This is a genomic window from Bacillus massilinigeriensis (genome assembly GCF_900117315.1).
GTDB classification, from domain to species: domain Bacteria; phylum Bacillota; class Bacilli; order Bacillales; family Cytobacillaceae; genus Bacillus_BE; species Bacillus_BE massilionigeriensis.
Genome location: NZ_LT630337.1, coordinates 3,750,457 through 3,772,686, shown reverse-complemented (window position 1 = coordinate 3,772,686; position 22,230 = coordinate 3,750,457). Strand labels below are relative to the sequence as shown.

The 22,230-nt window shown below is 31.9% G+C and carries 20 protein-coding genes; 19 read left to right on the top strand and 1 reads right to left on the bottom strand.

What is annotated here, in order from left to right:
* Window positions 1-149: 149 nt before the first annotated feature.
* The 19 genes from BQ6100_RS18675 to BQ6100_RS18585 all read left to right on the top strand — a co-directional run bounded on the left by BQ6100_RS18675 (window position 150) and on the right by BQ6100_RS18585 (window position 20,625).
* Complete coding sequence (locus tag BQ6100_RS18675) at window positions 150-530, top strand: competence type IV pilus major pilin ComGC (RefSeq protein WP_075983041.1); 381 nt, start codon at window positions 150-152, stop codon at window positions 528-530.
* A gap of 470 nt (window positions 531-1,000) precedes the next feature.
* On the top strand, window positions 1,001-1,681 hold the full coding sequence (locus tag BQ6100_RS18670) for a PIG-L deacetylase family protein (RefSeq protein WP_075983040.1): 681 nt from the start codon (window positions 1,001-1,003) through the stop codon (window positions 1,679-1,681).
* A 22-nt stretch (window positions 1,682-1,703) separates the two neighbouring features.
* Window positions 1,704-2,525, top strand: coding sequence for a formyltransferase family protein (locus tag BQ6100_RS18665; protein WP_075983039.1), 822 nt, complete (start codon window positions 1,704-1,706; stop codon window positions 2,523-2,525).
* Between the two features lie 2 nt (window positions 2,526-2,527).
* Entirely contained in the window at window positions 2,528-3,187 is a 660-nt protein-coding gene (locus BQ6100_RS18660) for a sugar transferase (RefSeq protein WP_075983038.1), read from the top strand.
* A complete protein-coding gene (locus tag BQ6100_RS18655) occupies window positions 3,184-4,056 on the top strand; it encodes an NAD-dependent epimerase/dehydratase family protein (RefSeq protein WP_075983037.1) in 873 nt (290 codons plus the stop codon). The genes BQ6100_RS18660 and BQ6100_RS18655 overlap by 4 nt, the downstream gene beginning before the upstream one ends.
* A gap of 27 nt (window positions 4,057-4,083) precedes the next feature.
* Window positions 4,084-4,875 (top strand): glycosyltransferase family 2 protein, encoded by a 792-nt coding sequence (locus BQ6100_RS18650; RefSeq protein ID WP_084780612.1) that lies wholly within the window; start codon window positions 4,084-4,086, stop codon window positions 4,873-4,875.
* 47 nt (window positions 4,876-4,922) lie between these two features.
* Window positions 4,923-6,026, top strand: coding sequence for a glycosyltransferase family 1 protein (locus tag BQ6100_RS18645; RefSeq protein WP_075983035.1), 1,104 nt, complete (start codon window positions 4,923-4,925; stop codon window positions 6,024-6,026).
* A 95-nt stretch (window positions 6,027-6,121) separates the two neighbouring features.
* On the top strand, window positions 6,122-7,219 hold the full coding sequence (locus tag BQ6100_RS18640; RefSeq protein WP_075983034.1) for an EpsG family protein: 1,098 nt from the start codon (window positions 6,122-6,124) through the stop codon (window positions 7,217-7,219).
* Window positions 7,220-7,337: 118 nt separating this feature from the next.
* A complete protein-coding gene (locus BQ6100_RS18635) occupies window positions 7,338-8,321 on the top strand; it encodes a glycosyltransferase family 2 protein (RefSeq protein WP_075983033.1) in 984 nt (327 codons plus the stop codon).
* 407 nt (window positions 8,322-8,728) lie between these two features.
* Complete coding sequence (locus BQ6100_RS18630; protein WP_075983032.1) at window positions 8,729-9,793, top strand: glycosyltransferase family 2 protein; 1,065 nt, start codon at window positions 8,729-8,731, stop codon at window positions 9,791-9,793.
* A gap of 56 nt (window positions 9,794-9,849) precedes the next feature.
* A complete protein-coding gene (locus tag BQ6100_RS18625) occupies window positions 9,850-10,731 on the top strand; it encodes a beta-1,6-N-acetylglucosaminyltransferase (protein ID WP_084780485.1) in 882 nt (293 codons plus the stop codon).
* 96 nt (window positions 10,732-10,827) lie between these two features.
* Window positions 10,828-11,961, top strand: coding sequence for a polysaccharide pyruvyl transferase family protein (locus BQ6100_RS18620; RefSeq protein WP_075983031.1), 1,134 nt, complete (start codon window positions 10,828-10,830; stop codon window positions 11,959-11,961).
* Window positions 11,962-12,394: 433 nt separating this feature from the next.
* Complete coding sequence (locus BQ6100_RS18615; RefSeq protein ID WP_075983030.1) at window positions 12,395-13,705, top strand: flippase; 1,311 nt, start codon at window positions 12,395-12,397, stop codon at window positions 13,703-13,705.
* 767 nt (window positions 13,706-14,472) lie between these two features.
* Window positions 14,473-15,333, top strand: a complete 861-nt coding sequence (locus BQ6100_RS18610; protein WP_075983029.1) for a beta-1,6-N-acetylglucosaminyltransferase — start codon at window positions 14,473-14,475, stop codon at window positions 15,331-15,333.
* Between the two features lie 131 nt (window positions 15,334-15,464).
* A complete protein-coding gene (gene galE / locus BQ6100_RS18605; protein WP_075983028.1) occupies window positions 15,465-16,460 on the top strand; it encodes a UDP-glucose 4-epimerase GalE in 996 nt (331 codons plus the stop codon).
* Window positions 16,461-16,806: 346 nt separating this feature from the next.
* Window positions 16,807-17,658 carry a hypothetical protein gene (locus BQ6100_RS18600; protein ID WP_075983027.1) on the top strand — a complete coding sequence of 284 codons (852 nt, stop codon included), beginning with the start codon at window positions 16,807-16,809 and terminating at the stop codon, window positions 17,656-17,658.
* 31 nt (window positions 17,659-17,689) lie between these two features.
* Entirely contained in the window at window positions 17,690-18,103 is a 414-nt protein-coding gene (locus BQ6100_RS18595) for a hypothetical protein (RefSeq protein ID WP_075983026.1), read from the top strand.
* A gap of 176 nt (window positions 18,104-18,279) precedes the next feature.
* A complete protein-coding gene (galE, locus tag BQ6100_RS18590; protein WP_075983025.1) occupies window positions 18,280-19,290 on the top strand; it encodes a UDP-glucose 4-epimerase GalE in 1,011 nt (336 codons plus the stop codon).
* Between the two features lie 105 nt (window positions 19,291-19,395).
* A complete protein-coding gene (locus BQ6100_RS18585) occupies window positions 19,396-20,625 on the top strand; it encodes an FRG domain-containing protein (RefSeq protein ID WP_075983024.1) in 1,230 nt (409 codons plus the stop codon).
* A gap of 122 nt (window positions 20,626-20,747) precedes the next feature.
* Here the strand turns inward: BQ6100_RS18585 and BQ6100_RS18580 are convergent, their stop codons facing one another.
* On the bottom strand, window positions 20,748-21,413 hold the full coding sequence (locus tag BQ6100_RS18580; RefSeq protein WP_075983023.1) for a hypothetical protein: 666 nt from the start codon (window positions 21,411-21,413) through the stop codon (window positions 20,748-20,750).
* Window positions 21,414-22,230 lie beyond the last annotated feature (817 nt).

Below are 22,230 nucleotides of genomic sequence, written 5' to 3'. Positions count from 1 at the left end.
GTAGTGATGGTTGTCGCGTTTATACAGAATTTTATATATTAAAGTATGACCCCTGCCTATAATTCTAGTAATTTGTGGTGGGGGTTTTTATTTATTTGTTTGTTAATAAGACCATCTGCTTTTTGTAACTGGTAGTTGGAGATAAGGTTATGAAAAACTTCAAAAAGACTTTAAATAAAAAGTATTTAAATAGCAAGGGATTTACGTTGGTAGAGGTATTGGCGGTTCTCATCATAATAGGATTACTTGCTGCAATAGCTGTTCCGTCTGTTGTTGGAATAATTGAAAAGTCAAAGGCGGATGTTTGTCAATCTAATAGGGTGATGTTGAAAAAGATATATTCAGCTTATTTGAATCTTGAAAATCGGGTGCATTCAGATATGGTGTTTAGGGAGTTTTTATTGGAGGATGGCAATGATATTTGTCCGGTTGGTGGGGAGATTCGTTATGTGAATGGTGAGATAGAGTGTAGTGTTCACTCTTCGGAGGATGATCGTGAAAAAGATGATGGTGAGGTTCCGTTTCTTTAATGGTAGATGGGAGTATATGTTGTAATAGTCAGGTATGTTTGAGCAAATGAGGAGAGATCCAATGATTAGGAGATTTTGATTTATTGTGCATTGGACCTTCGGGTTTTAAAGGGTGGGGGAGTGATTGAATGGTGGATGGGAACTGAGTATCGTAATCAGATAAGATGCTGGAAACCTTGCGGGATAAGAGTTTGAGACGATTTTAGTGAGATTTATAGATTGATTGAATGGTATATATAATAGGAAGAAACTCGGTTTATAGCGATTAATTAGTGAATATCTATTTCGTATTTGTTAGGCAGATTGAATAGATATTACGAGGTGGCTATTGGAAGTAGATAAGATTTAGTAGGTTAGTAGTTGGTTGGAAGAGGATATTCCAATTAAGTCCTAACCAACTAAAAAGCCGATAAAGGGCTAATTTATAGATTACAAGAGTTGAGAATAAAAAACAAGTGAGGTTAAATCATATGTCATATTTAGTTGTTGTTGCACATCCAGATGATGAGGTTTTAGGGGCGGGCGCTACAATGTATAAGCTCGCTCAAGAAGGACATTCAGTAAATGTCTGCATTTTATCAGGAGAAGTGAATGCGAGAAACTTCCGTCCTACTACCGATGAGCTTAACGAAGATGTGAACAACTCTATGAATATATTAGGTGTTGATAGAGTTATCACAGGTAATTTTCCGAATATAGAGTTTAACAATGCAGGTCATTTAAAACTTGTTCAGTTTATTGAAGCAGCAATTCTTGAAACAAATGCTGATGTAGTATTTACTCATCATCCAGCCGACTTAAATAACGACCACTTACACACTTCTATGGCATGCCAAGCAGCGGTTAGGTTATTCCAAAGAAGGAATGATGTAGCCCCTCTTAAAGAACTACTTTTCATGGAAGTTCCATCATCTACTGAATGGGGATTAAATAAAGCCATGAACCAATTTTCACCAAATACATTTATTGAAGTTGGTGAGTTGAGTGTGGATAAAAAAATAGAGGCTCTCGCACAATATCGTGGAGTTATGAGAGATTATCCTCATCCTAGAAGTAAGGAAGCAATCAAAGGACTAGCAGCTTACCGTGGTGGGCAATCAGGCATGGTTTATGCAGAAGCCTTTGAGAGTGTATTTAGACGTGGATTCTAGATAGCAGAGAGGATGGTATACGTTGAAAAAGAGAATTGCGTTTGCAACTTGCGTTCAGTTAGGACTAAGTTGTATTGAAGAAATATATCGAATTGGTGGAAATCTAGATTTACTTATTACGCTTAAAGATGAAAAAGCAAAGAATAAGTCTGGAAGAATCTATTTAGATGATATTGCAAATGAAAACAATGCACCTCTATTGAAGATTGATAATATCAACGATCAAGAGGTTCTTTCCGCTTTAAAGGAATACCAGATTGATTGGTTGTTTATTATTGGTTGGTCGCAAATTGCTAAGAAAGATGTTCTTGAAGCACCTACGTATGGTTGTATCGGTATGCATCCTACATTATTGCCGGTCGGTAGAGGAAGAGCGGCAATACCATGGGCAATTATTAAGGGGTTAGAAAAAACAGGTGTCACTATGTTTAAGCTGGATGAAGGTGTTGATACCGGTGATATTATCGGTCAAGGGGTTATTACATTAAATCACAATACCACAGCAACCCAACTTTACCAAAAAGTTGATGATATGCACATTACTCTAATTTCAAAGTACTTGGAGGATATCGTCAGTAATAATATTACTCTTACAAAGCAGAATGAAATAGATGCTACTGAATGGCCTGGGAGAAAGCCAGAAGATGGTGAAATTTTAAGTAGTATGACTATGGATGAAGCTGATAAATTGGTAAGAGCTGTTACTCATCCCTACCCAGGTGCTTTTTACAAAGATGGGGATAAAACATACAGAATTTGGTCTGCTAAAACAAATAAAGATGACGGTTCTATAAAACTAGTTGATGGGTATTTAATTCCTATTGATTATGAGATAGAGGTATAGTCATGGAGGATAAGAAATTTCAAAAATTAATTAAACGTTTATTTGATATTGTTGTTTCGTTAATAGTTCTTATTCCATTTCTTCCAATATGGGTTCTAATTGCGATTTTAATCAAGGCTACATCTCCTGGCCCAGTGTTTTTCTTACAAGATAGACCAGGGTTAAATAAGAAAATCTTTAAAGTCTATAAGTTTCGAACGATGAGACCGGGTTCAGAAAAAATGGTTAAAGGCCAAGAAGTAATGAAAGATGATGACCGGGTCACAGCCATTGGAAAGTTCCTTAGAAGAAGTAAAATTGATGAAATTCCTCAAGTATTAAATGTATTAAAAGGTGAAATGAGCCTTGTTGGTCCAAGACCTGAACGAGTAGCATCACTAGCTGATTATACTGAAGAAATTTCTAAAAGGCTTAATATGAATCCGGGTATGACAGGATTAGCTCAAGTAAGTGGTAACATATATCTTTCTTTAGGAGACCGGTATAAGTTTGATGTTTATTATGTAGAGCATTATAGCCTGTTACTTGATCTGAAAATAATTATTAGGACTGTTGGTGTTGTGTTATTTGGCGAAGGTAGATATGTTAACAAGTATTTGGTAGATATTAATTTAGGATCTGCAGAAGTAGCATCTACTAAAGAGGAGAAGGTTTTGAAATGAAAAGGATACTTATAACAGGAGTTAATAGTTATATAGGTACTTCATTTGAAAAATGGGTTTCACAATATCCTGATAAGTATTCTGTAGATTTTATTAGTATAAGAGATGACCATTGGAAGGAAAAGTCATTCTCTGGATATGACGTCATTTTTCATACAGCAGCAATTGTTCATGTTAAAGAAAACGATACGGGGAAGTATTTTAAAGTAAATAGAGATTTAACAGTAGAACTTGCTAAGAAAGCCAAAAAAGCAGGTGTGAAGCAATTCATATTTTTAAGTACTATGGGGGTTTATGGTACGGAAACTGGCTATATTACTAAAGATACTATACCAACACCAAAGACTCCCTATGCCCAGTCAAAATATGAAGCAGAAAAGCTTTTATTCGAGATTAGTTCTGATGATTTTAACGTTGCGGTTCTCCGACCACCTATAGTTTATGGAAAGGGATGTCCAGGAAATTATAGGAGACTAGCAAAATTAGCTTTAAAGCTTCCATTCTTTCCTGATATAGAAAATAAGCGTAGCATGATATATATTGATAACTTATCAGAATTTATTAGATTAGTAATTGATAATGGAGTGGGTGGTGTATACTTTCCGCAGAATAAGGAGTATGTAAATTCTACTGAATTAGTAAGGCTTATTACAAAAGCTAATGGCAAGGATATAACGATATCAAAGTTTCTTAATGGGGCTGTTTTCATAGGTCTTAAATTATCAGGGACAGTAAAGAAGGTTTTTGGATCATTCGTTTATGATAAAGATATGTTGGGTGTTTATATTTTGAATAATGGTAGTTTGATTAATTACGAAACTACGTCATTTGAGGAATCAATAATGAAAACTGAAACCCATTCTATGTAAGGGTGGATTATTATGGAGAGGAAATTCATGACAAACCAAAAGAATTTAGTAAGCGTGATAATGCCAGCTTATAATAGTGAAAGATATATTGAGGACTCTATAAATTCCGTATTATCTCAGACATATGAGAATTTAGAACTAATAATAATAGATGATGGCTCAAAAGATAATACTTTGAAAATTATAGAACGATTAAGCACACAAGACAAAAGAATTAATTTTGTAAAGAATGAAATGAATATAGGTGTTTCAGAAACAAGGAACAAAGGCATCTCTTTAGCATCAGGTGACTGGATTGCCTTTTTAGATAGCGATGATATATGGGAGAAAACAAAGATTGAGAAGCAGCTAAAATATGCTAATGAGTTTTCAGCAGAATTCTTATTTACAGGAAGTTCGTATATCAATGAAAATAGCGTTCCTTACAGTGGTGTATTTGAGATTCCAAGTCTTGTGTCCTATAAAAAATTGCTGAGACAAAACGTAATTACTTGTTCGTCAGTTTTATTAAAGAAACACTTTTTTAAAGATATAAAAATGGAGAAAGATGAAATGCATGAGGACTATGCTGTATGGCTTAGAGTTCTTAAAACAGGTGCGGTTGCTCATGGAATAAACGAACCACTTTTAATATATAGAATTTCAAAGACCTCTAAGTCTGGCAATAAGTTAAAAACTATAAAAATGACGTATAAAGTGTTTAGATTTATAGGTTTGAACCAAGTAGTTTCATCTTACTTTACGTTTAGTCATATTATAGGTTCGGTTAAAAAATATCGGAAAGTAAAGAAGGAGCATCTCTTAAAGTCTAATATATGACAGTTAAAAATATACAGGTAATAACTAATAGTTTGGAGTAAATGTGTATGGAAAAGATAAGAATACTACAAATTGTTTCAAGTCTGAGCGTAAGTAGTGGTGTTATGGGAGTCATAATGAATTATTATAGGCACATAAATCGTAATAAAATCCAGTTTGATTTCCTTTACTTTATTGAAGATGAAAAAAACCATAAGGATGAAATAACTGAATTGGGAGGAAATTATTATCTTTTAAGAAAGCCTTCAATAAAAAGCTATACTGAGTATAAAAGCTTTTTTAAGGAAAATGCAAGAAAATATAGTGCTGTTCATCTACATGAAGTCTATTTAAACTCAATCATATTACCAATAGCGAGAAAATACAAGATTAAACATCTGATAACTCATGTTCACACAACAAAGTTTTCTGATAAAAGGCTAAATGCTATACGTAATAAAATTTTATGTCTTCCAATAAAAGGACAAGCAAACAAATTTTTGGCTTGTTCTAGGCCTGCAGGGGAATTGTATTATGGTAAAAAGGCTTCAAATGATGGAAGAGTTATAGTTATTAATAATGCTATTTATTGTGAGAAATTTAAATATAACGAACTAGTAAGGAATCAAAAACGTAAAGAGATGGGGTTAGAAGATAATCTTGTAATAGGACATATAGGTCGTTTCAATGAACAAAAAAACCATATGTTTTTAATTGATATATTTAAAGATATAAAATGGCAGAAGGAGAAGGCAAAGCTAATCCTTGTTGGTAATGGCCCCTTACTAACTAAAGTAAAAGAAAAGGTGGAGCGATTAGGTCTAAAAAATGATGTTTTATTTTTAGGCCAACGTAATGATATTTCCGATTTATTACAAGTTATGGATGTTTTTGTTCTTCCATCACTATTTGAAGGGTTGGGTATTGTTCTTCTTGAAGCACAATGTTCTGGTTTACCCTGCTATGCATCGGATGTGGTTCCACAAGAAGCAAATGTCACAGATAACTTCCACTATTTAAGTTTAAATGATAAATCTAAAAAGTGGGCAACAGAAATTTTGAGTGCTAAAAGCGAAAATGATAGATCTGTTTCTTATTTAAAAGTCATGAAATATGGATTTGACATTATTGAAGAGTCAAAAAAGCTAGAAAATCTTTACTATGAATTATAATATAACTATATGATAAAATATTCAAATAATAAATTGATGACCATGAAATATTTGGTTTTATTTAGAAATAACGAATGTGTTTCGGAGTGATTTTTTTGTGGATTTATTTTACCTTAAGTTTTTATATTATATTAACAGCCTTATGGAATAAAATAGTGATAAATTCAAGACACGTTTATTTGTTTTTAACGTTAGGATTACTGGGTTTCCTTTCAGCATTTAGATCAAGCAGTATAGGTAATGATACAGCAACCTATTTATACCTTTTTACTATCTCGCCTGACTTCGAATTAGAATTGTTCGATTCGCGTTATGAGGTTGGATATGTTTTACTCAACAAAGTATTAAATTTAATTACACCAAATCCTCAAATAATACTAATTGCTAGTAGCATATTAATTATATGTGGATTTTACAGATTCATTATAAAATATTCGGAAATCCCATGGATAAGTACCTTTCTTTTTTTTGCGTTAGGATATTGGGGACAAATGATGAATACTATCCGTCAAAATATTGCAATCGTAATATTGTTGCTTTCCTACGATTTTATTAAAAAAAAGAAGGTGCTGCCATTTATTTTACTAGTACTGTTTGCATCGTTATTTCATAGAACAGCAATAATCTTTTTGTTAGCATATCCTATTGCTCAGTTGAAGTTTAACTTAAAGACAGTGTTAACGTCTCTAGCTATTGCGGTAAGTGGATTAACATTTTTTGGTCCACTATTAGAACTAGCCTTGGGAATATTTCCTCTATACCAGTATTATCTTGGAGGGGTTTATCTTGATGATAATATTCGCCTTGCTACTATACTGAATATTATTGTAATTACATTTATATTATTATTTGGGCGTTTTATAGTGCAAAAACAGTTTGGGAAACAAAGTAATATAGATCAACCGAAAAATTTTAGCCAAGTTGACTATAGAATATTTTCTTTATTTATTCTGGTTGGTATTGTAATTGAGATTATATCCATGAAATTCAGTCTATTAAATCGTGTTGGGGTCTACTTTAGTGTATTTTTGATAGCTTATTTACCAAATGTAATTAATAGTATTAGAGATAAAAATCTAAGAACACTAATAATAATGATAGTAGTGTTACTATTCTTCTTATATTCAACAGTTATACAAATCTATAGACCAGAATGGAATGATATTTATCCTTATCAATTTTTTTGGCAATAATATTTTGGGATGGGGGAAAAGGGAAAGTAAAATCTTTTTCCTGATTGTAACTCAAATACAATATCACTTAGGAAGATATCATTATGTAAATATGAAAATAGTGGGGTATTAGGTATTTATGGACAAAATTAGTGTTATTGTGCCTGTTTATAATACGGAAGAGTATTTAATCCAATGTGTGGATAGCATACTTGAACAAACATTTACTAACTTAGAAGTTATTTTGGTAAACGATGGATCGACTGATAAAAGTGGTGATATATGCAATGAGTATATGAAAAAGGACCATCGAATAAAGGTTATCCATAAGGAAAATGGCGGTCTTTCTGATGCTAGAAATGCCGGTATAGATATTGCAACAGGAAATTTTATTGGTTTTGTAGATAGTGATGATTATATTGAAAGAGATATGTATAGATTATTATACGATTTAATAAAAAAATACGAAGCAGAAATTTCTATTTGTGGAATTTCTCGTTTTTCAAATGAAGTATCCATTAAAAAGAAAAAATTTGAAGAAATTTGTTATATACCTGAGCTTGCAATAAAAGAATTATTAAGGGATGAGAAATTCCACTCTCATGCCTGCGATAAATTATTTAAAGCAAATTTATTTGATACTATTAGATTTCCGACAGGAAAATACTATGAAGATGTGTATACCACTTACAAACTTTTCTATATATCAAATAAAATTGTTTTTAATTCAATACCAAAGTATTATTACAGAATAACTGAAGGAAGTATAAGTAATAGTTTATTTAGGCCAAGAGATCTAGATCTATTATTTGCATCAGAGCATTTAATGGAATTTGTTCAGAATGAGTATCCTCATATGCTACAAATTCAGGTTAATACCTACACTCGGCACAATGTGGCTTTGCTAAGAAAAATTGTTATTGCTGATTATCCCGATGAAAATGTCATAAATAGACTGAGAAAAAATGTTAAGAGCAACTTAATAAAATATATGTTTAGTAGATACAAATTAAGCAGTAAGTGCTTTGCATTAGTTGTTTCCATTAATTTTAGGCTAGCTAGGAATATTTATAAAAAAATATTATTTAGGAGCCAATTTCAAACCTTACACAGAAATAGCTGAATAAAAAATACTATTTTCTCAAGAATAGGGTGCCATTGTTTTTGTAGACATCGGGTATTAACTTTTTATGGCAGACCTTTTCTATCGTTTGGCAGATATTAAAAATAGAATTGAATTACAGGGTGAAGTTTATTGATTTAATTGTATTCTTATGCTTTTGAGGGCATTGGGGTGGTTTTCTCTCTTTCGTCTCCAGTAAAGTACCTGGAATTTAAGATTGTGTAGAAAAATAGAGTTTAAACTCTTTACATAATCTTGTGAAAAAGCTTGTTACTTCTTAATTCTGTGTATTGTTAGTATTTGGGAAGCCCTTACTATCATTCAGAATTTAGAATGTGGCGGGTTTTTTATTTTTTGCTCACATGCTAAAGTTTTGACAATATGATTGGAGGTTTAGGGAGAAACAAATGAAACTTAGTTTTGTTATACCAGTATATAATGTCGAAAAATATATTGAAAAAACATTATCTTCATTAATAAGTCAAACAGAAAGTGACTTTGAAGTAATAATAGTGAATGATGGATCAACAGATTCTACTTATAACATCGTTAAAAAAATTATTTCTGAGAATAGACTTAAAAATACTAAATTGATTAATAAAGCTAATAACGGAGTAAGTTCAGCAAGAAATATTGGGCTAAGTGAAAGTACGGGCAATTATGTGATTTTCTTAGATGGTGATGACTATGTTTCAGAAAACTTGGTAAGTATAATTTATAACTGTATAAATGAACACGAACCTGACGTTGTTTACTGGGGTTACAATGTAGTGAAAGTTGATAGTGAAACAATAATGAATTACTTTGAAAGATACGATTCTAATTCAACAACTATGAACGGTATCGATATACTAGAAAAATATATTATTAATAGAACTTTGCATATTTGGACAGGAAGCATTGCATATAGAAGAGATTTATTAATTAGGAATAATTTAAAATATGTTGAAGGGTGTGTAAATGGTGAGGATCAAGAATTTATTATAAAAGCCCTATTATCGGCAAGGCGAGTTTTCTTTATTAGCCAAGTGCTTTCTTTCTATGTTCAAAGAGAAGGATCAATATCTCATATTTATAATATTAAAAGGTTTGATGCATTGAATGCATTAATTAGGACCTATAAATTTATCAGAAATAAAAATGATATTAGATTGAAAAAAATCGAATATGCAATAAAAAATGAAAAGATTATTGATAATTTCTTTTATAATTATAACTCTTGCTTGATTTATTTATTTACCCAAAGGAATTTATCAAGTAATGGTGCTATTAAATTTATTGAATACGATATAAAGAAAAATTACCCTGAACTTAATGGAATAATAAGAACTCTTATGCAGGAATATAGAGGGAAAAGTAGGAAAATGTTTATACAGATCAAGCTTTATCTATCCTTTCCGTCAGTTTATTGCAAATTGTTAAAATTCAATAGAAAAATAAAGTTGCTTTTCAATAGGAACACCTCTTATTGAAAATTCGGGTTTAAACGAGATTCAAAGTTAAAGTATGTTTGAAAGGATATTTGTAATTGAAAAAACATGCATATTTAATAATGGCACACAATAATTTTAGGGTTCTGGAAATTTTAATAAGACTTCTTGATGATGAGAGTAATGATATATACCTACATGTTGATTTAAAAGTAAGCATATTTGATAAAGAATATTTTAGCAAAATTCCTCAAAAATCGAATATATATTTTATAGATAGAATGAAAGTTAATTGGGGAGGACTTAGTCAAGTTATCTGTGAGATATCTTTACTAGAAAAAGCTATATCTCAGAATTATAAGTACTATCATCTATTATCTGGGGTTGACTTACCAATTAAGTCACAAAAATATATTCATAACTTTTTTGAACAAAATTATGGTAAAGAGTTTGTTGGTATTGAAAAGGATTGGGATAAAAGTAGAGTAAAGTATTTCCATCTTTTTAATGAAATTGGCAGAAAAAAGGATTTTCTATCAATAATAAAAAGGCTCTTAAACAGTATAATTATCCAAACTCAAAAAAAACTTTGCATTGTTAGAAATAAAAATATTAACTTTGCAAAAGGTGCTAACTGGTTTAGTATTACTCATAATCTAGCAGAATTTACTATACGAAAAAAGGATGATATATATAAGTTATATGCGAATACAATATTTTGTGATGAAGTATTTTTACAAACACTAATTATTAACTCCTATTTTAAAAGAAACCTATATGGAGAATCCTCAAGTAATGAATATGATATGAATATGAGGCATATTGACTGGTCTAAGGGAAATCCATATATCTTCAGAGTTAATGACTTTAATGAACTAATGAGTTCAAATAAATTATTTGCTCGGAAGTTTGATGAAAATGTAGATATGGATATAGTTAATATGATTTATGATGAAATAACATCTAAATCTATGAAATGAAGTAAAGTATTAAATATTGATATATAGCATTATTCTAAATCTATTGAGAAAAGGTTCACTTTATTAATAACTTATATATGCGAAGGAGAAAGTAAAATGAAAAAGGTTGGATTAATTACATTTCATGCATCTCATAATATGGGATCTATGCTTCAAACATATGCAATGCAAACTATATTAAAGGATAAATTTAAATTTAATGTAGAAATAATAGATTTTTCTAACAAAGAACAACAAAGAATGTATGCCTTATATAATGAAAATAATTCTATTAGAAATATTATTAAGAATACTATAACTACTGCTTTTTATCCTATGTTCAAAAGCCGATTTAATGACTTTAATAACTTTATTAAAGACAAATTTATACTTTCAAGTGAATCTTATGAAACATTAGAAGAACTGAGTGGTATTGAAAAAAATTACGATATTCTTGTTTGTGGTAGCGATCAAATATGGAATATTAATTGTCGTGATTACGATGATGCCTATTATTTACCATTTGCAAAAAATATAAAGAAAGTGGCTTATGCTCCAAGTTTAGGTGGGCGAAATATTTTAACCAGTACAGACAATATTAAGAAATATGAAGAATATCTAGCCGACTTTTATGAAATTTCAGTTAGGGAAAAAAATGGGCAAGAATGGTTAGGTAAATTAGTTAAAAAAGACGTCGAAATTGTACCTGATCCGACTCTGCTCTATGATTCCAAGTTTTGGGATACAATCGTAAGTGAAAGAGAGATAAAAGGAGATTATATTTTTTATTATGGTACTGCATATTATCCTGATACGTATAAAATAATTAAAAAAATATCCAAAGAGCTCGGAATGCCAGTAGTAACAATAGATATTAAATCTTGGATATATAAAGGGAATTATGCAAGAGGTTTTAAGGTATCTAAACATTCAACTCCTAGTGAATTCTTAAGCTTAATAAAGAATGCAAAACTAATCCTAACAAATTCCTTCCATGGAACAATATTTTCTACAATTTATAAAAAGGACTTTTGGACCTTAACCTTCAAAGAAACCAATCCGGATGATGATAGGATTGAAACATTGTTAAATCAGTTGGATATGATGGACAGATTAATCTATTTAGAAGACGTTGATAAATATGATTTAAGTAGAAAAGTAAGTTATGAAGGCTATGATAAAAAAGCTATACAACTAAAAGAAACTGGTATTAATTATTTAGAAAGAGTACTATTTGATAAAAATGAATAGAAATTTATGTGTAATAAACAGGTTATACTAAATACATTGAGTTTTTATGAGTAGAAATCATATTATCAGCAAAATTTACTAATTATTCTCTTGGTAATAATTTTATACTAAAGACTAGACTATAAACACAATTTATATAAGTCACTTAATTTTCCGGCATAAGTATAAAAATGGCCGACCTACTTTCACTGCACTGGCTATTACTACTTAATAAGGGCTTGTGGAGCAGGTCAGTCATTTTTATGTCGATTTTATAAGTACGATTAAGTCCACGTTTATAATTTAACATCTCAAAATCATATGTGGCTGTTAAAAAAGCATTTTAAAGTAAGTCGCATAAAAGATTAAGTCGTATTTCAGAAACTAAATCAAATGTTAACTTTATAAGTTGGATTTATATAGTTATCGGGAGAAGGGTATTATAAACTATTTTATGAATATATTTAATTTAATTAAAAGCAAAATAAAGAGTAAATTATTCAAAAATACAGGTTGGTTGTTATTTGAGAAAGTATTTCGTATGGCTTTATCCTTGGTAGTAACCTCCCTAATGGCACGCTATTTGGGGACCTATAATTATGGTTTAATAAGCTATGGAGCTGCATATGTAGCTATTTTTACAACAATAAGTAACCTAGGTATTGATAGCATTTTAGTTCATGAAATAATAAAAAGTAGAAAAGATACTGGAAAACTAATTGGTACTTCAATTGTACTACGTATATTGTCATCATTGTTTTCCATAATAATGGTTTATGTGATAGTAGTATATTTGAATCCAAGTAATATTACTTTACAGTTAATCACTTTTATTCAATCAATTTCATTAATATTTTTGGCTTTTGATACTGTGGGATTTTGGTTTCAGTCCAATCTACAATCAAAATATGCAGTTATCTCAAAATCGATAGCTTTTACTATAATATCAACTTGGAGACTGATACTAATCTATATTGGGGCCTCAGTAGAATTCTTTGCAATTTCTACTATTTTAGAGGCTGCTGTTATTGGAGTTTTTCTAGTTATCTTTTATTTTAAACATAAAGGTCCTAAATTTAGCTTTTCTATAGAAACAGCAAAACATTTATTGTTACAAGGTTACAATTTTATAATCGCAGGTTTACTTGTAACAGTCTATACTCAAATGGATAAAATTATGCTGGGTCAGATGACTGATGAATCTACAGTCGGGATTTATGCTGCAGCAATGACAGTCGCAGGATTATGGATTTTTATTCCGTTAGCAATTATTGAATCTGCAAGGCCAGTAATAATGACTGCAAAAGATAACAATGAAGATCTATATATTAAAAGAACAAAGCAGTTATTTTGTTCTATTATATGGATTGGTATTATTGCCTCGATATTTATAACTGCCCTTGCAAAACCAATTATTTTATTGATATTTGGTAGTCAATTTACAGAATCAATAGGGGTTTTAATAATTTTAATATGGTCAAGAATTTTTTCTCTTATAGGAACAGCAAGATCAATATGGCTCATATCTGAAAATCAAATTAAATATCTTAAGTACTTTATTGGTATTGGAGCAATAGTAAATGTCGTATGCAATTTAGTTCTGATTCCAAAATATGGTGCAGTAGGGGCCGCAGTAGGAACTATTTTTGCTGAAGTATTATCATCGACATTTGCACTATTGATATTTAGGGAAACTAGGCCTTTGTTTAAATTACTCGTTGAATCATTTTTATTTAGGGGAATAATAAACACAGAACATAAATAAATCAATCAATTGCATAATTGCTATTTTTATAAATGTATATGGTGTCGTCTCGCTGCGAATTAAGTTGCTAATGTGGTAGAAATCGTTTTTATGTATACGGGTGGGAAAAGGTATTAGCTCTACCATATTTTAGGGGTACCTCAGACAAATAATAGTGACATGTCTGCCATAAAGAGAGCCACCCTAAAATATATTAATGGACTAGATGTATTTGCTCATTAAATATTGAGCCACTCCGATTACATCTTTGTGAGCCACTTCTAACTTTATAAATGGTTAATCTGGAATGTCCTGACATTGAGCCTCCAAAGGCATGATTTAGCTCGAAAGGCGACACAACAGGGTTTGTTTCGAGAGGCAACAAGCCTATCATGCCTCTCACTCCATATCAAGACGGTGTTCTCACTGGAAATGGAGTGGCTCACGTTTTCATGAGCGAAGTGGCTCAATGTTTATGTGAGCGAAAACACTAGATGTGCACAATACAAGGAGAGACGTGCATGACAGCCTTGTTGGCTAAGTCAGCCCCGTGAATACTGGCTTCGGGATCGGAATCCGTGTGCTTGTAAATGCTCCTTATAAAGGGACTATCTGGTCCAACTGACTAATTGTAGAACTCTTCTTTTTTTATTAATAAAATTTGTTGTTTTTTCGGTTAACATCACATCAACAGACGGTTATCGATGTGGGAAAGATCCCATACTTAATGATAGAAGAATATTTTTACTCAAATAAAATATACAGGTTCCTTTTGAAAGAGGTATTTTATGAATTTAGCATATATAATACAAGCTCATAATGGCAAAAAACAGTTAGTAGAATTAATTGATACTTTATTAGATGAAACTACGGATGTTTATTTACATATAGATAAGAAAAGTAGTTTGTTATATTTAGAATTGGAGGAAATTTATCAATATAATTCAAAAGTTTATTTATTAGGGGAAAGAGAAAGTGTAAATTGGTCTGGGTTTAGTCAGGTATTAGCCACTTTGAAATTAATGAATGCAGTAAAAGAGTCTAATAAAAACTATGATTATGTCAGCCTAATTAGTGGCCAGGACTTTCCTATCAAAACAAAACAATATATTAAGAGCTTTTTATTGGAGAATAAAGGAAAAGAGTTTATTGAATATAGGGATATAGCACAACACTATTGGAGATTAAAATGCTATAACTTTTTCAGAGAAAATAGGAATAACAGGAAGCTGTATATGAGGATTATTGATAACCTGATAAGATATCCTCAAAAATTATTTATTAGAAGAAATAACTTTATTAATCTTGATTTATATTTTGGTTCCCAATGGTTTACAATAACATATAATTGTATGCTATATATTCTAGAATTTTTAAAGGAAAACCCAGATTATATGAAACAATTTAGCTTCACTTCATGCCCAGACGAACACTTTTTCCAAATTCTTATTATGAACTCGAAATTTAAAGATAAAGTAATAAATAACAATCTAAGATATATAGATTGGTCAAGTGGGAAAAATAGTCCCGAGGTCTTAACTTCTAAGGATTACGAAAGTTTGAAAAGGTCAGATAAATTATTTGCTAGAAAATTTGATATCAATCTAGATATAAATATTATTGAAAAAATTATTGAAGATATTTCATGATAATTATTAATGGAGTAAAGAAACTTCCTATCCCTTTGTTTTGGGTCCTGATACACCTGGAATTTGTTGGGGTTTAGAAGTTGATTTGATGTATTACACTCTTAGTACTTAAGTAAATAGGGGGGACAGCAATGAATATACTAGTAACGGGCGGTGCCGGTTATATAGGCTCACATACCTGTATTGCTTTACTAGAAGCTGGATATGATGTGATTGTTGCCGATAATCTTTACAATAGTAAAGTAGAAGTACTAGATAAAGTAAAGCGAATAACAAATAAAGAAATTACATTTTATCATATAGATGTAACCAATGTACTTGCAGTTGACACAGTCTTTTCAGATCATAAAATAGATGGTGTTATTCATTTTGCAGGTCTAAAAGCGGTAGGAGAGTCAGTAGAAGAGCCATTAGCCTATTATTACAATAATCTTGTTAGTACAATGGTTCTAACAAAAGCTTGTCAAAAATATGGTGTCAATCGGTTTGTCTTTAGCTCATCTGCAACAGTGTATGGAGATAATAAAGTACCTTTTGAAGAAACAATGGATCTCTTACCAACGACTAATCCTTACGGTGAAACGAAAGCCATGAGTGAGCGGATTCTTACTGATATAGCAAATGCAACCCCTTCTTTTTCAGTTTCAATTCTTCGATATTTCAATCCAGTAGGTGCCCATGAGAGTGGACAAATAGGTGAAGCTCCTAATGGAATCCCTAATAATCTTATGCCATACGTAACTCAAGTAGCAAAAGGTAAACTTGAAAAATTACGTGTGTTTGGAAATGATTATCCTACGGTGGATGGCACCGGGGTTCGTGATTATATCCACGTAGTGGATCTTGCTGAAGGCCATGTTGCTGCATTGGAAAATCTAACTGAAGGTGTTCGTGTTTATAATTTGGGAACGGGAAAAGGTACTAGTGTACTAGAATTAGTGAAAGCTTTTGAAAAAGCTAATGATATGGAAGTTCCTTATGAAATCGTGGATCGGAGACCTGGGGATGTTGCTTCATGCTATGCCGATGCTTCAAAAGCGGAGCGAGAACTTGGTTGGACTGCTAAACGCGATATTATTACGATGTGCCGGGATGCTTGGCGATTTGAAAAGGGGTATAGGGAGTAATGTCTTGCACATGCTCCTTTTTTCAATTTTAATGCTAGAATAGTCATTTCTTTAGGAAGGACTTCCTTCAATGTCCATTGGGTGAACACACCAATCCAGCAAAGCAAATGAAGGAGGGATGCCTTATGGTAATTAAAGGTATTAAAGGTTTAATAAAACGCATTCAACTTTCAGGATTGACACTTAACCTTGGTTTTATTGGATTGAACTTTGCTGGAAGTTCATCCTAAGAAAATGACAACGCATTATTAATATGAGTCTAAGCATAATAAAAAAGAAGTGATTAGCTATAAACGAGTATATTGGTTAATAAAACCTTGGCATATGATTAAAGGGGTGCTTTTAAATGTTTAACGTACAAGAGCTCACGGAAAAGGCAGGCTATGAGTATTGGGTGTTACGAAAATGTCTAATTGCAATTGAAAAGCATGCAGGCGTTTCTTCAGATGTAACTGTTGCCTTTCGTAAGGATGGAACGAAAGAACACATTATGCAAATGTATTCCGAGTTTGGAAGTGAAAAGCGAGTACAAGTTATCGAAGATCTGAGTCCATTACTATTTGTTAGTTCTTATAAAATGATTGATATGTATATAGAATGGCTTCTAGATAGTAATGGACAACAAGTTCCAAGAAGGTTTGATCAGAAATATAGAGTTTGTATAGAAAATGCCTCTACACTATCGCTCCCTTCAGCGATATCGGTTGACGATCATAATATATTACTAGCATTTTATGATATATTGCGTTTAAAAAGAAACCATATTATTCATGGTTCTTGGGGGCGTAATCAGAAAGGTGATTTACGCTTTGACTTTACGGAAAGGGGTATTCGAGATCAAGACACAATCAATTTTAAAGATGTAATTAACCTAGCAGAATTGGTAGTTTTATTTTATGATCGAATTCATAGTCACCAAGGTGGAGAACAAATTGAAACTTCATTTCGATATCTATCCGACCAATTGATTATACTTCATCAAAGCCATACATTTGGCATTGATAATCCAAGATTTTATGAAGTTATTTTGGAAGCAGATGACGAAGGTACTGTTGAATTAGGTCCAATTCGGGAGTATTTAAAAAAGGATAATATGAATCATCCCGTTGCATTTAAACTGACAGTGATGACACCGAGCAAAGAATTGACTTTTACGAGTAAAGAATTAAGTGGAAAAGATAATATATCATTGAATTAGTCTCTTTTTTATAGTGGAGTTGATTAGCAATATGTCAAAAATTCGAGTGATGAGAAATGGAAAATGCCTATTAACAATGAAAATAAACCCGGTCAATAGAAATAAATACCAAGATGCTCAGGGTGAATTAGATATAATGATAGATGCAGCCAAACGGAATTTCTTTAAAACAGCCTGTTTACAAACACGATATGGAAGAATGCCCATGCCAATAAAGATTAATGCTGTATCTTGGCATGGTTTTTATTTTTCAAAAAATGGAGATATCCAGTTGCCTGTCATTAATTTCAAAAGAGAACAGGGGAAAAGGGTAAAGCCCACAAAAATTCAAATTAGACATTCAGGTACTGTTAATCAAGAAAGTATTTTTGCTTTTCCGATTTGTAGCCTATATGTACCAAAAAGTGAAACATGGGGACGTATCTCGCGTTTCATTCAGGAATGAAACAAAGGGAAGGGATTTGACATATCACTAATTTTTTACAATCACAATCCTGTCTTTGTATAGAAGGAATCGGTATATTAATAAAAAGTTAGTGAAACGTCTTGCTGATATGATTGCAAGGCTTTTTTATTTTTTAAGAAATCTTTTGTCATAGTAAATATAGGTGGGTGTTGGAATTGAATATATTGGTAACAGGTGGTGCAGGATACATAGGAAGCCATACATGTGTATCATTGTTAGAAGCTGGACATTCTGTTATTGTTGCTGATAATTTATGCAACAGTAAAGCTCAAACAATCGATCAGATAATACAAATTACACAAAAAGAAGTTATATTCTATCAAATAGATGTGACCAATGAAAAATCTGTTGACACCGTCTTTTCGAAACATGAAATAGACGGTGTTATTCATTTTGCAGGCCTAAAGGCAGTTGGCGAGTCTGTAGAAAAGCCGTTAGAGTATTATTACAATAATATTGTTAGTACCATGGTACTTGCGAAGGCATGTAGAAAATTCAATGTTAATCGTTTTGTCTTTAGCTCTTCAGCAACAGTATATGGAGATAATAGGGTACCATTTGAAGAGACAATGGAGCTCCTACCAACAACGAATCCTTATGGTGAAACGAAAGCAATGAGTGAAAGGATTCTAAGTGACATTGCAAAGGCAAATCCAGGATTCTCAGTATCTCTCCTTCGATATTTCAACCCAGTGGGAGCACATGAGAGTGGCTTAATTGGTGAGGCCCCTAATGGAATTCCGAATAATCTGTTACCATACATAACTCAAGTAGCAACTAGAAAATTGGATAAATTGGGAATATTCGGAGATGACTATCCAACAGTGGATGGAACGGGAGTCCGAGACTTTATTCATGTTATGGATCTTGCTGAAGGGCATGTAGCAGCATTGAATCATCTTACTGAAGGTGTCCATATTTATAACCTAGGAACTGGCAAAGGTACGAGTGTTCTACAATTAATAAAGGCTTTTGAGGATTCTAATGGTATCGAAATCCCTTATGAAATTGTAAACCGCCGATCTGGGGATATTGCTTCTTGTTATGCAGATGTATCCAAAGCAGAGCGAGAACTAGGATGGACTGCTAAACGTGATATTTATGCGATGTGCAGGGATGCTTGGAGATTTGAGAAGAATAATGATAGGTATCTATTAAATCCATAATTTTTTAATAGAATTAAGCAATAATGAAACACCGGGACGTATCTTGTGTTTCAATGTGGGTTGGAACACGAGATACGTCCCCATGTTTCCAATTGGAGTGAGTATATGAGTGAATATATTTCAAGAAGATACACTGATAAACTAGACAATAGAATAATTGATATCACATATGATGATATTAAAGCATTGCTCCATGAGAATGAAAAAGATGCAAAAGAGTGTGAGGCAGTAACAAAAGATAGTTATGCAGGGAAAAACTTTTATACTGATAATCCAAGTAATTCACGCTTTGAATTTTATAAAGAGGTTCTTTATAGGGATCCAAAAACATCAGGTTTTATCATGCAATATCCACATGGAGTGGTTATACGACAGGCAGAAAGAAATAATTATTACCGTGGAGAAAACCAAATATTTTCAAAGAGTGTCCCCTCATTAATTAGAAAGCTTAATCAATATAATAGCGAGAGCGATAAAGAACTGTATAAGCTTGTTGCAGATATGCGGATTGCAGAGTTTGGGATGTTTTTATTTGAATTTGATTTTGTAAAGAACTGGGCAACACATTATAGTGATGTGCTATTTGAAGCTTTGGCACAGCATTACGGTTTGGAGACAAATTGGCTGGATATTACAAATGACTTTAACGTAGCTTTATTTTTTGCAACCTGCTATTATGACGGTAAGGAAAAGCGATGGAAACCGTTAACACAAGACATGATTGACAGAACTGAAAATACAAAACATGGGATGATTTTTCATATACCACAATGGCAAGTTAGTACAAAAAGTATGTTTAATATTGCTGGTCAATACTCAAGTGATGAGGATGAAAAAATTATAATTAATGATGTTTTACCAATCGGTTTTCAGCCATTTATGAGATGCCATATGCAACACGGATACGGCATAAAAATGATGGATGAATTTCCTCTTCAGGATGATACTACCTTCGAAAAATTAAGATTTCGCCATTCAGAAAAATTATCAAAAGAAATATATGAACGAATGGAACAAGGCAAATTGATCTATCCTCATGAAGGTCTTTTAGACATATTGGATATTATTGAAGTAATTAGACAGTCAACTACATTTACTGAAGAGGCGTTTGACTATGCATTTAATAATAGTAATTACTATACAGATAGAGCTAAATGCAAAAGTTTACTAGTTGAATCAGCCATTCTTGGAAATGAGAAGATTACTATTGGGAATACCCACCCTTATCATCTTAGTAGACAACGAAGGCGAAAATTAGATAGGGTGTACGAAAACTTTTCTATAGAAGAAGAATACGGGATTAAACTGATGATTAGAAAAGTTGCCTATGGATAATAGAAATAATAATAGAGTGAAAAACCGGGAGGAAACACCGGGACATATCTCATGTTTCAATAAGGGTTGGAACGCGAGATACGTCCCCGTGTTTTATATCCAATTATGAAAAAGTAGGATTTTCATTTATCTACCAAATCCAACTCATTCATGTATTTCTGTAATAATTCTTGTATTTTTACGAAGTTATTTAATAGGTAATTTTGTTGCTGTATTGGAAGATGTTCATATATTTTTAATCCAGCTTCTAATTGTAAAATGAATTGCTCAAGGGAACGAATAACACCTCTATACCATATCTCAATTATCTGAGTATTATTGTCTTCATTATTTAATAGAGACTGGGTGGCCACTACCTCGGAATTAATTAAATTTCTTTCATTTCGATTATTAATGATCTTATTTATTACTTTTTGCTGATCATCATTATTTAGTTTAGCCAACTCTTCACCAATTGAAATCTTTAAGATATCAGTGATGTGGGTACTATTGATAATGCCATCATTAATATCATTTTCTAATTCTTTGGATACCTTAGCATTCAATTTTAAACTATTTAACTTATCATGAGCAGTTGGGTAATTTGTTTTGTGATTTTTATTAGTTGATGTAAGGTGAATAATATTTTCCTTATTATGGCCAATTTGTATTATTGTTTTATGTGCCTTTCCTTTTTTCCTGTTTATATCTTCGGCTATTAAATAACTCATATTTTTATAAGATTGTTTTTGAGAATTATCAAGAGAATTTACTTCATTCAAGGTCGCTTTTATTTTATCATGTTCCATGCAAATCCCCCCTTAATTTCAATTTATAGGGCGAAGGGGTTGTCTTAGAACAATATATTTTTTGAAATTCATTATCACTCAGAACCGTCTCCATGTTACAATCCTTCATCCAGTCTACAAACCACTTCATGTCAGTACTTTTTGCATTTTGACCTGATGATTTCCATTTGTTCGACATCAGAATAGAATGAACACATTTCAGATCTTTTAAATTAAAAGGAACTCTTTGACGGTTGAGAGAAACTTTTTATTGTTTGCAAAGGGTATCGCTTCAAACTTGCTACTTTTACAACACTTGTTCAATTTTATCTGAATCATAAATGGGCTGAAAAGAACAAATGGGTGTCATGATGTTCATAGGCCATATACATAACTTCATCAGTGATAATGAAATCTGACTGGGTAATCCGTTTATAACTTGTTTTGGGGAAACACCGGGACGTATCTAGTGTTTCAATATGGGTTGGACGATCGCTCTGTCTAATCCTATTTATACTTCCTTCATTGCTCAAGTTCGAAATGAATTTTGAGCATTTTTTATGTTTAAATTTGATTTTTATCTGGTGGAATTTTCAGATACTGTTGATCGATTCATTGATATCCCAATATGCACCACTTATAATAGAGTTATAGGAAAATAGTACCTTTAATTCCATTGATAGTAAGTTGGGTTAATGAAAATGAAGATAAATGAAACACCGGGACGTATCTCATGTTCCAATAAGGGTTGGAACGCGAGATACGTCCCCGCGTTTTATGAGAAAATTTGTATATCAAGGAAGCGGTGGGGACGCTCTGCTTCGTAATTAACCTGAAA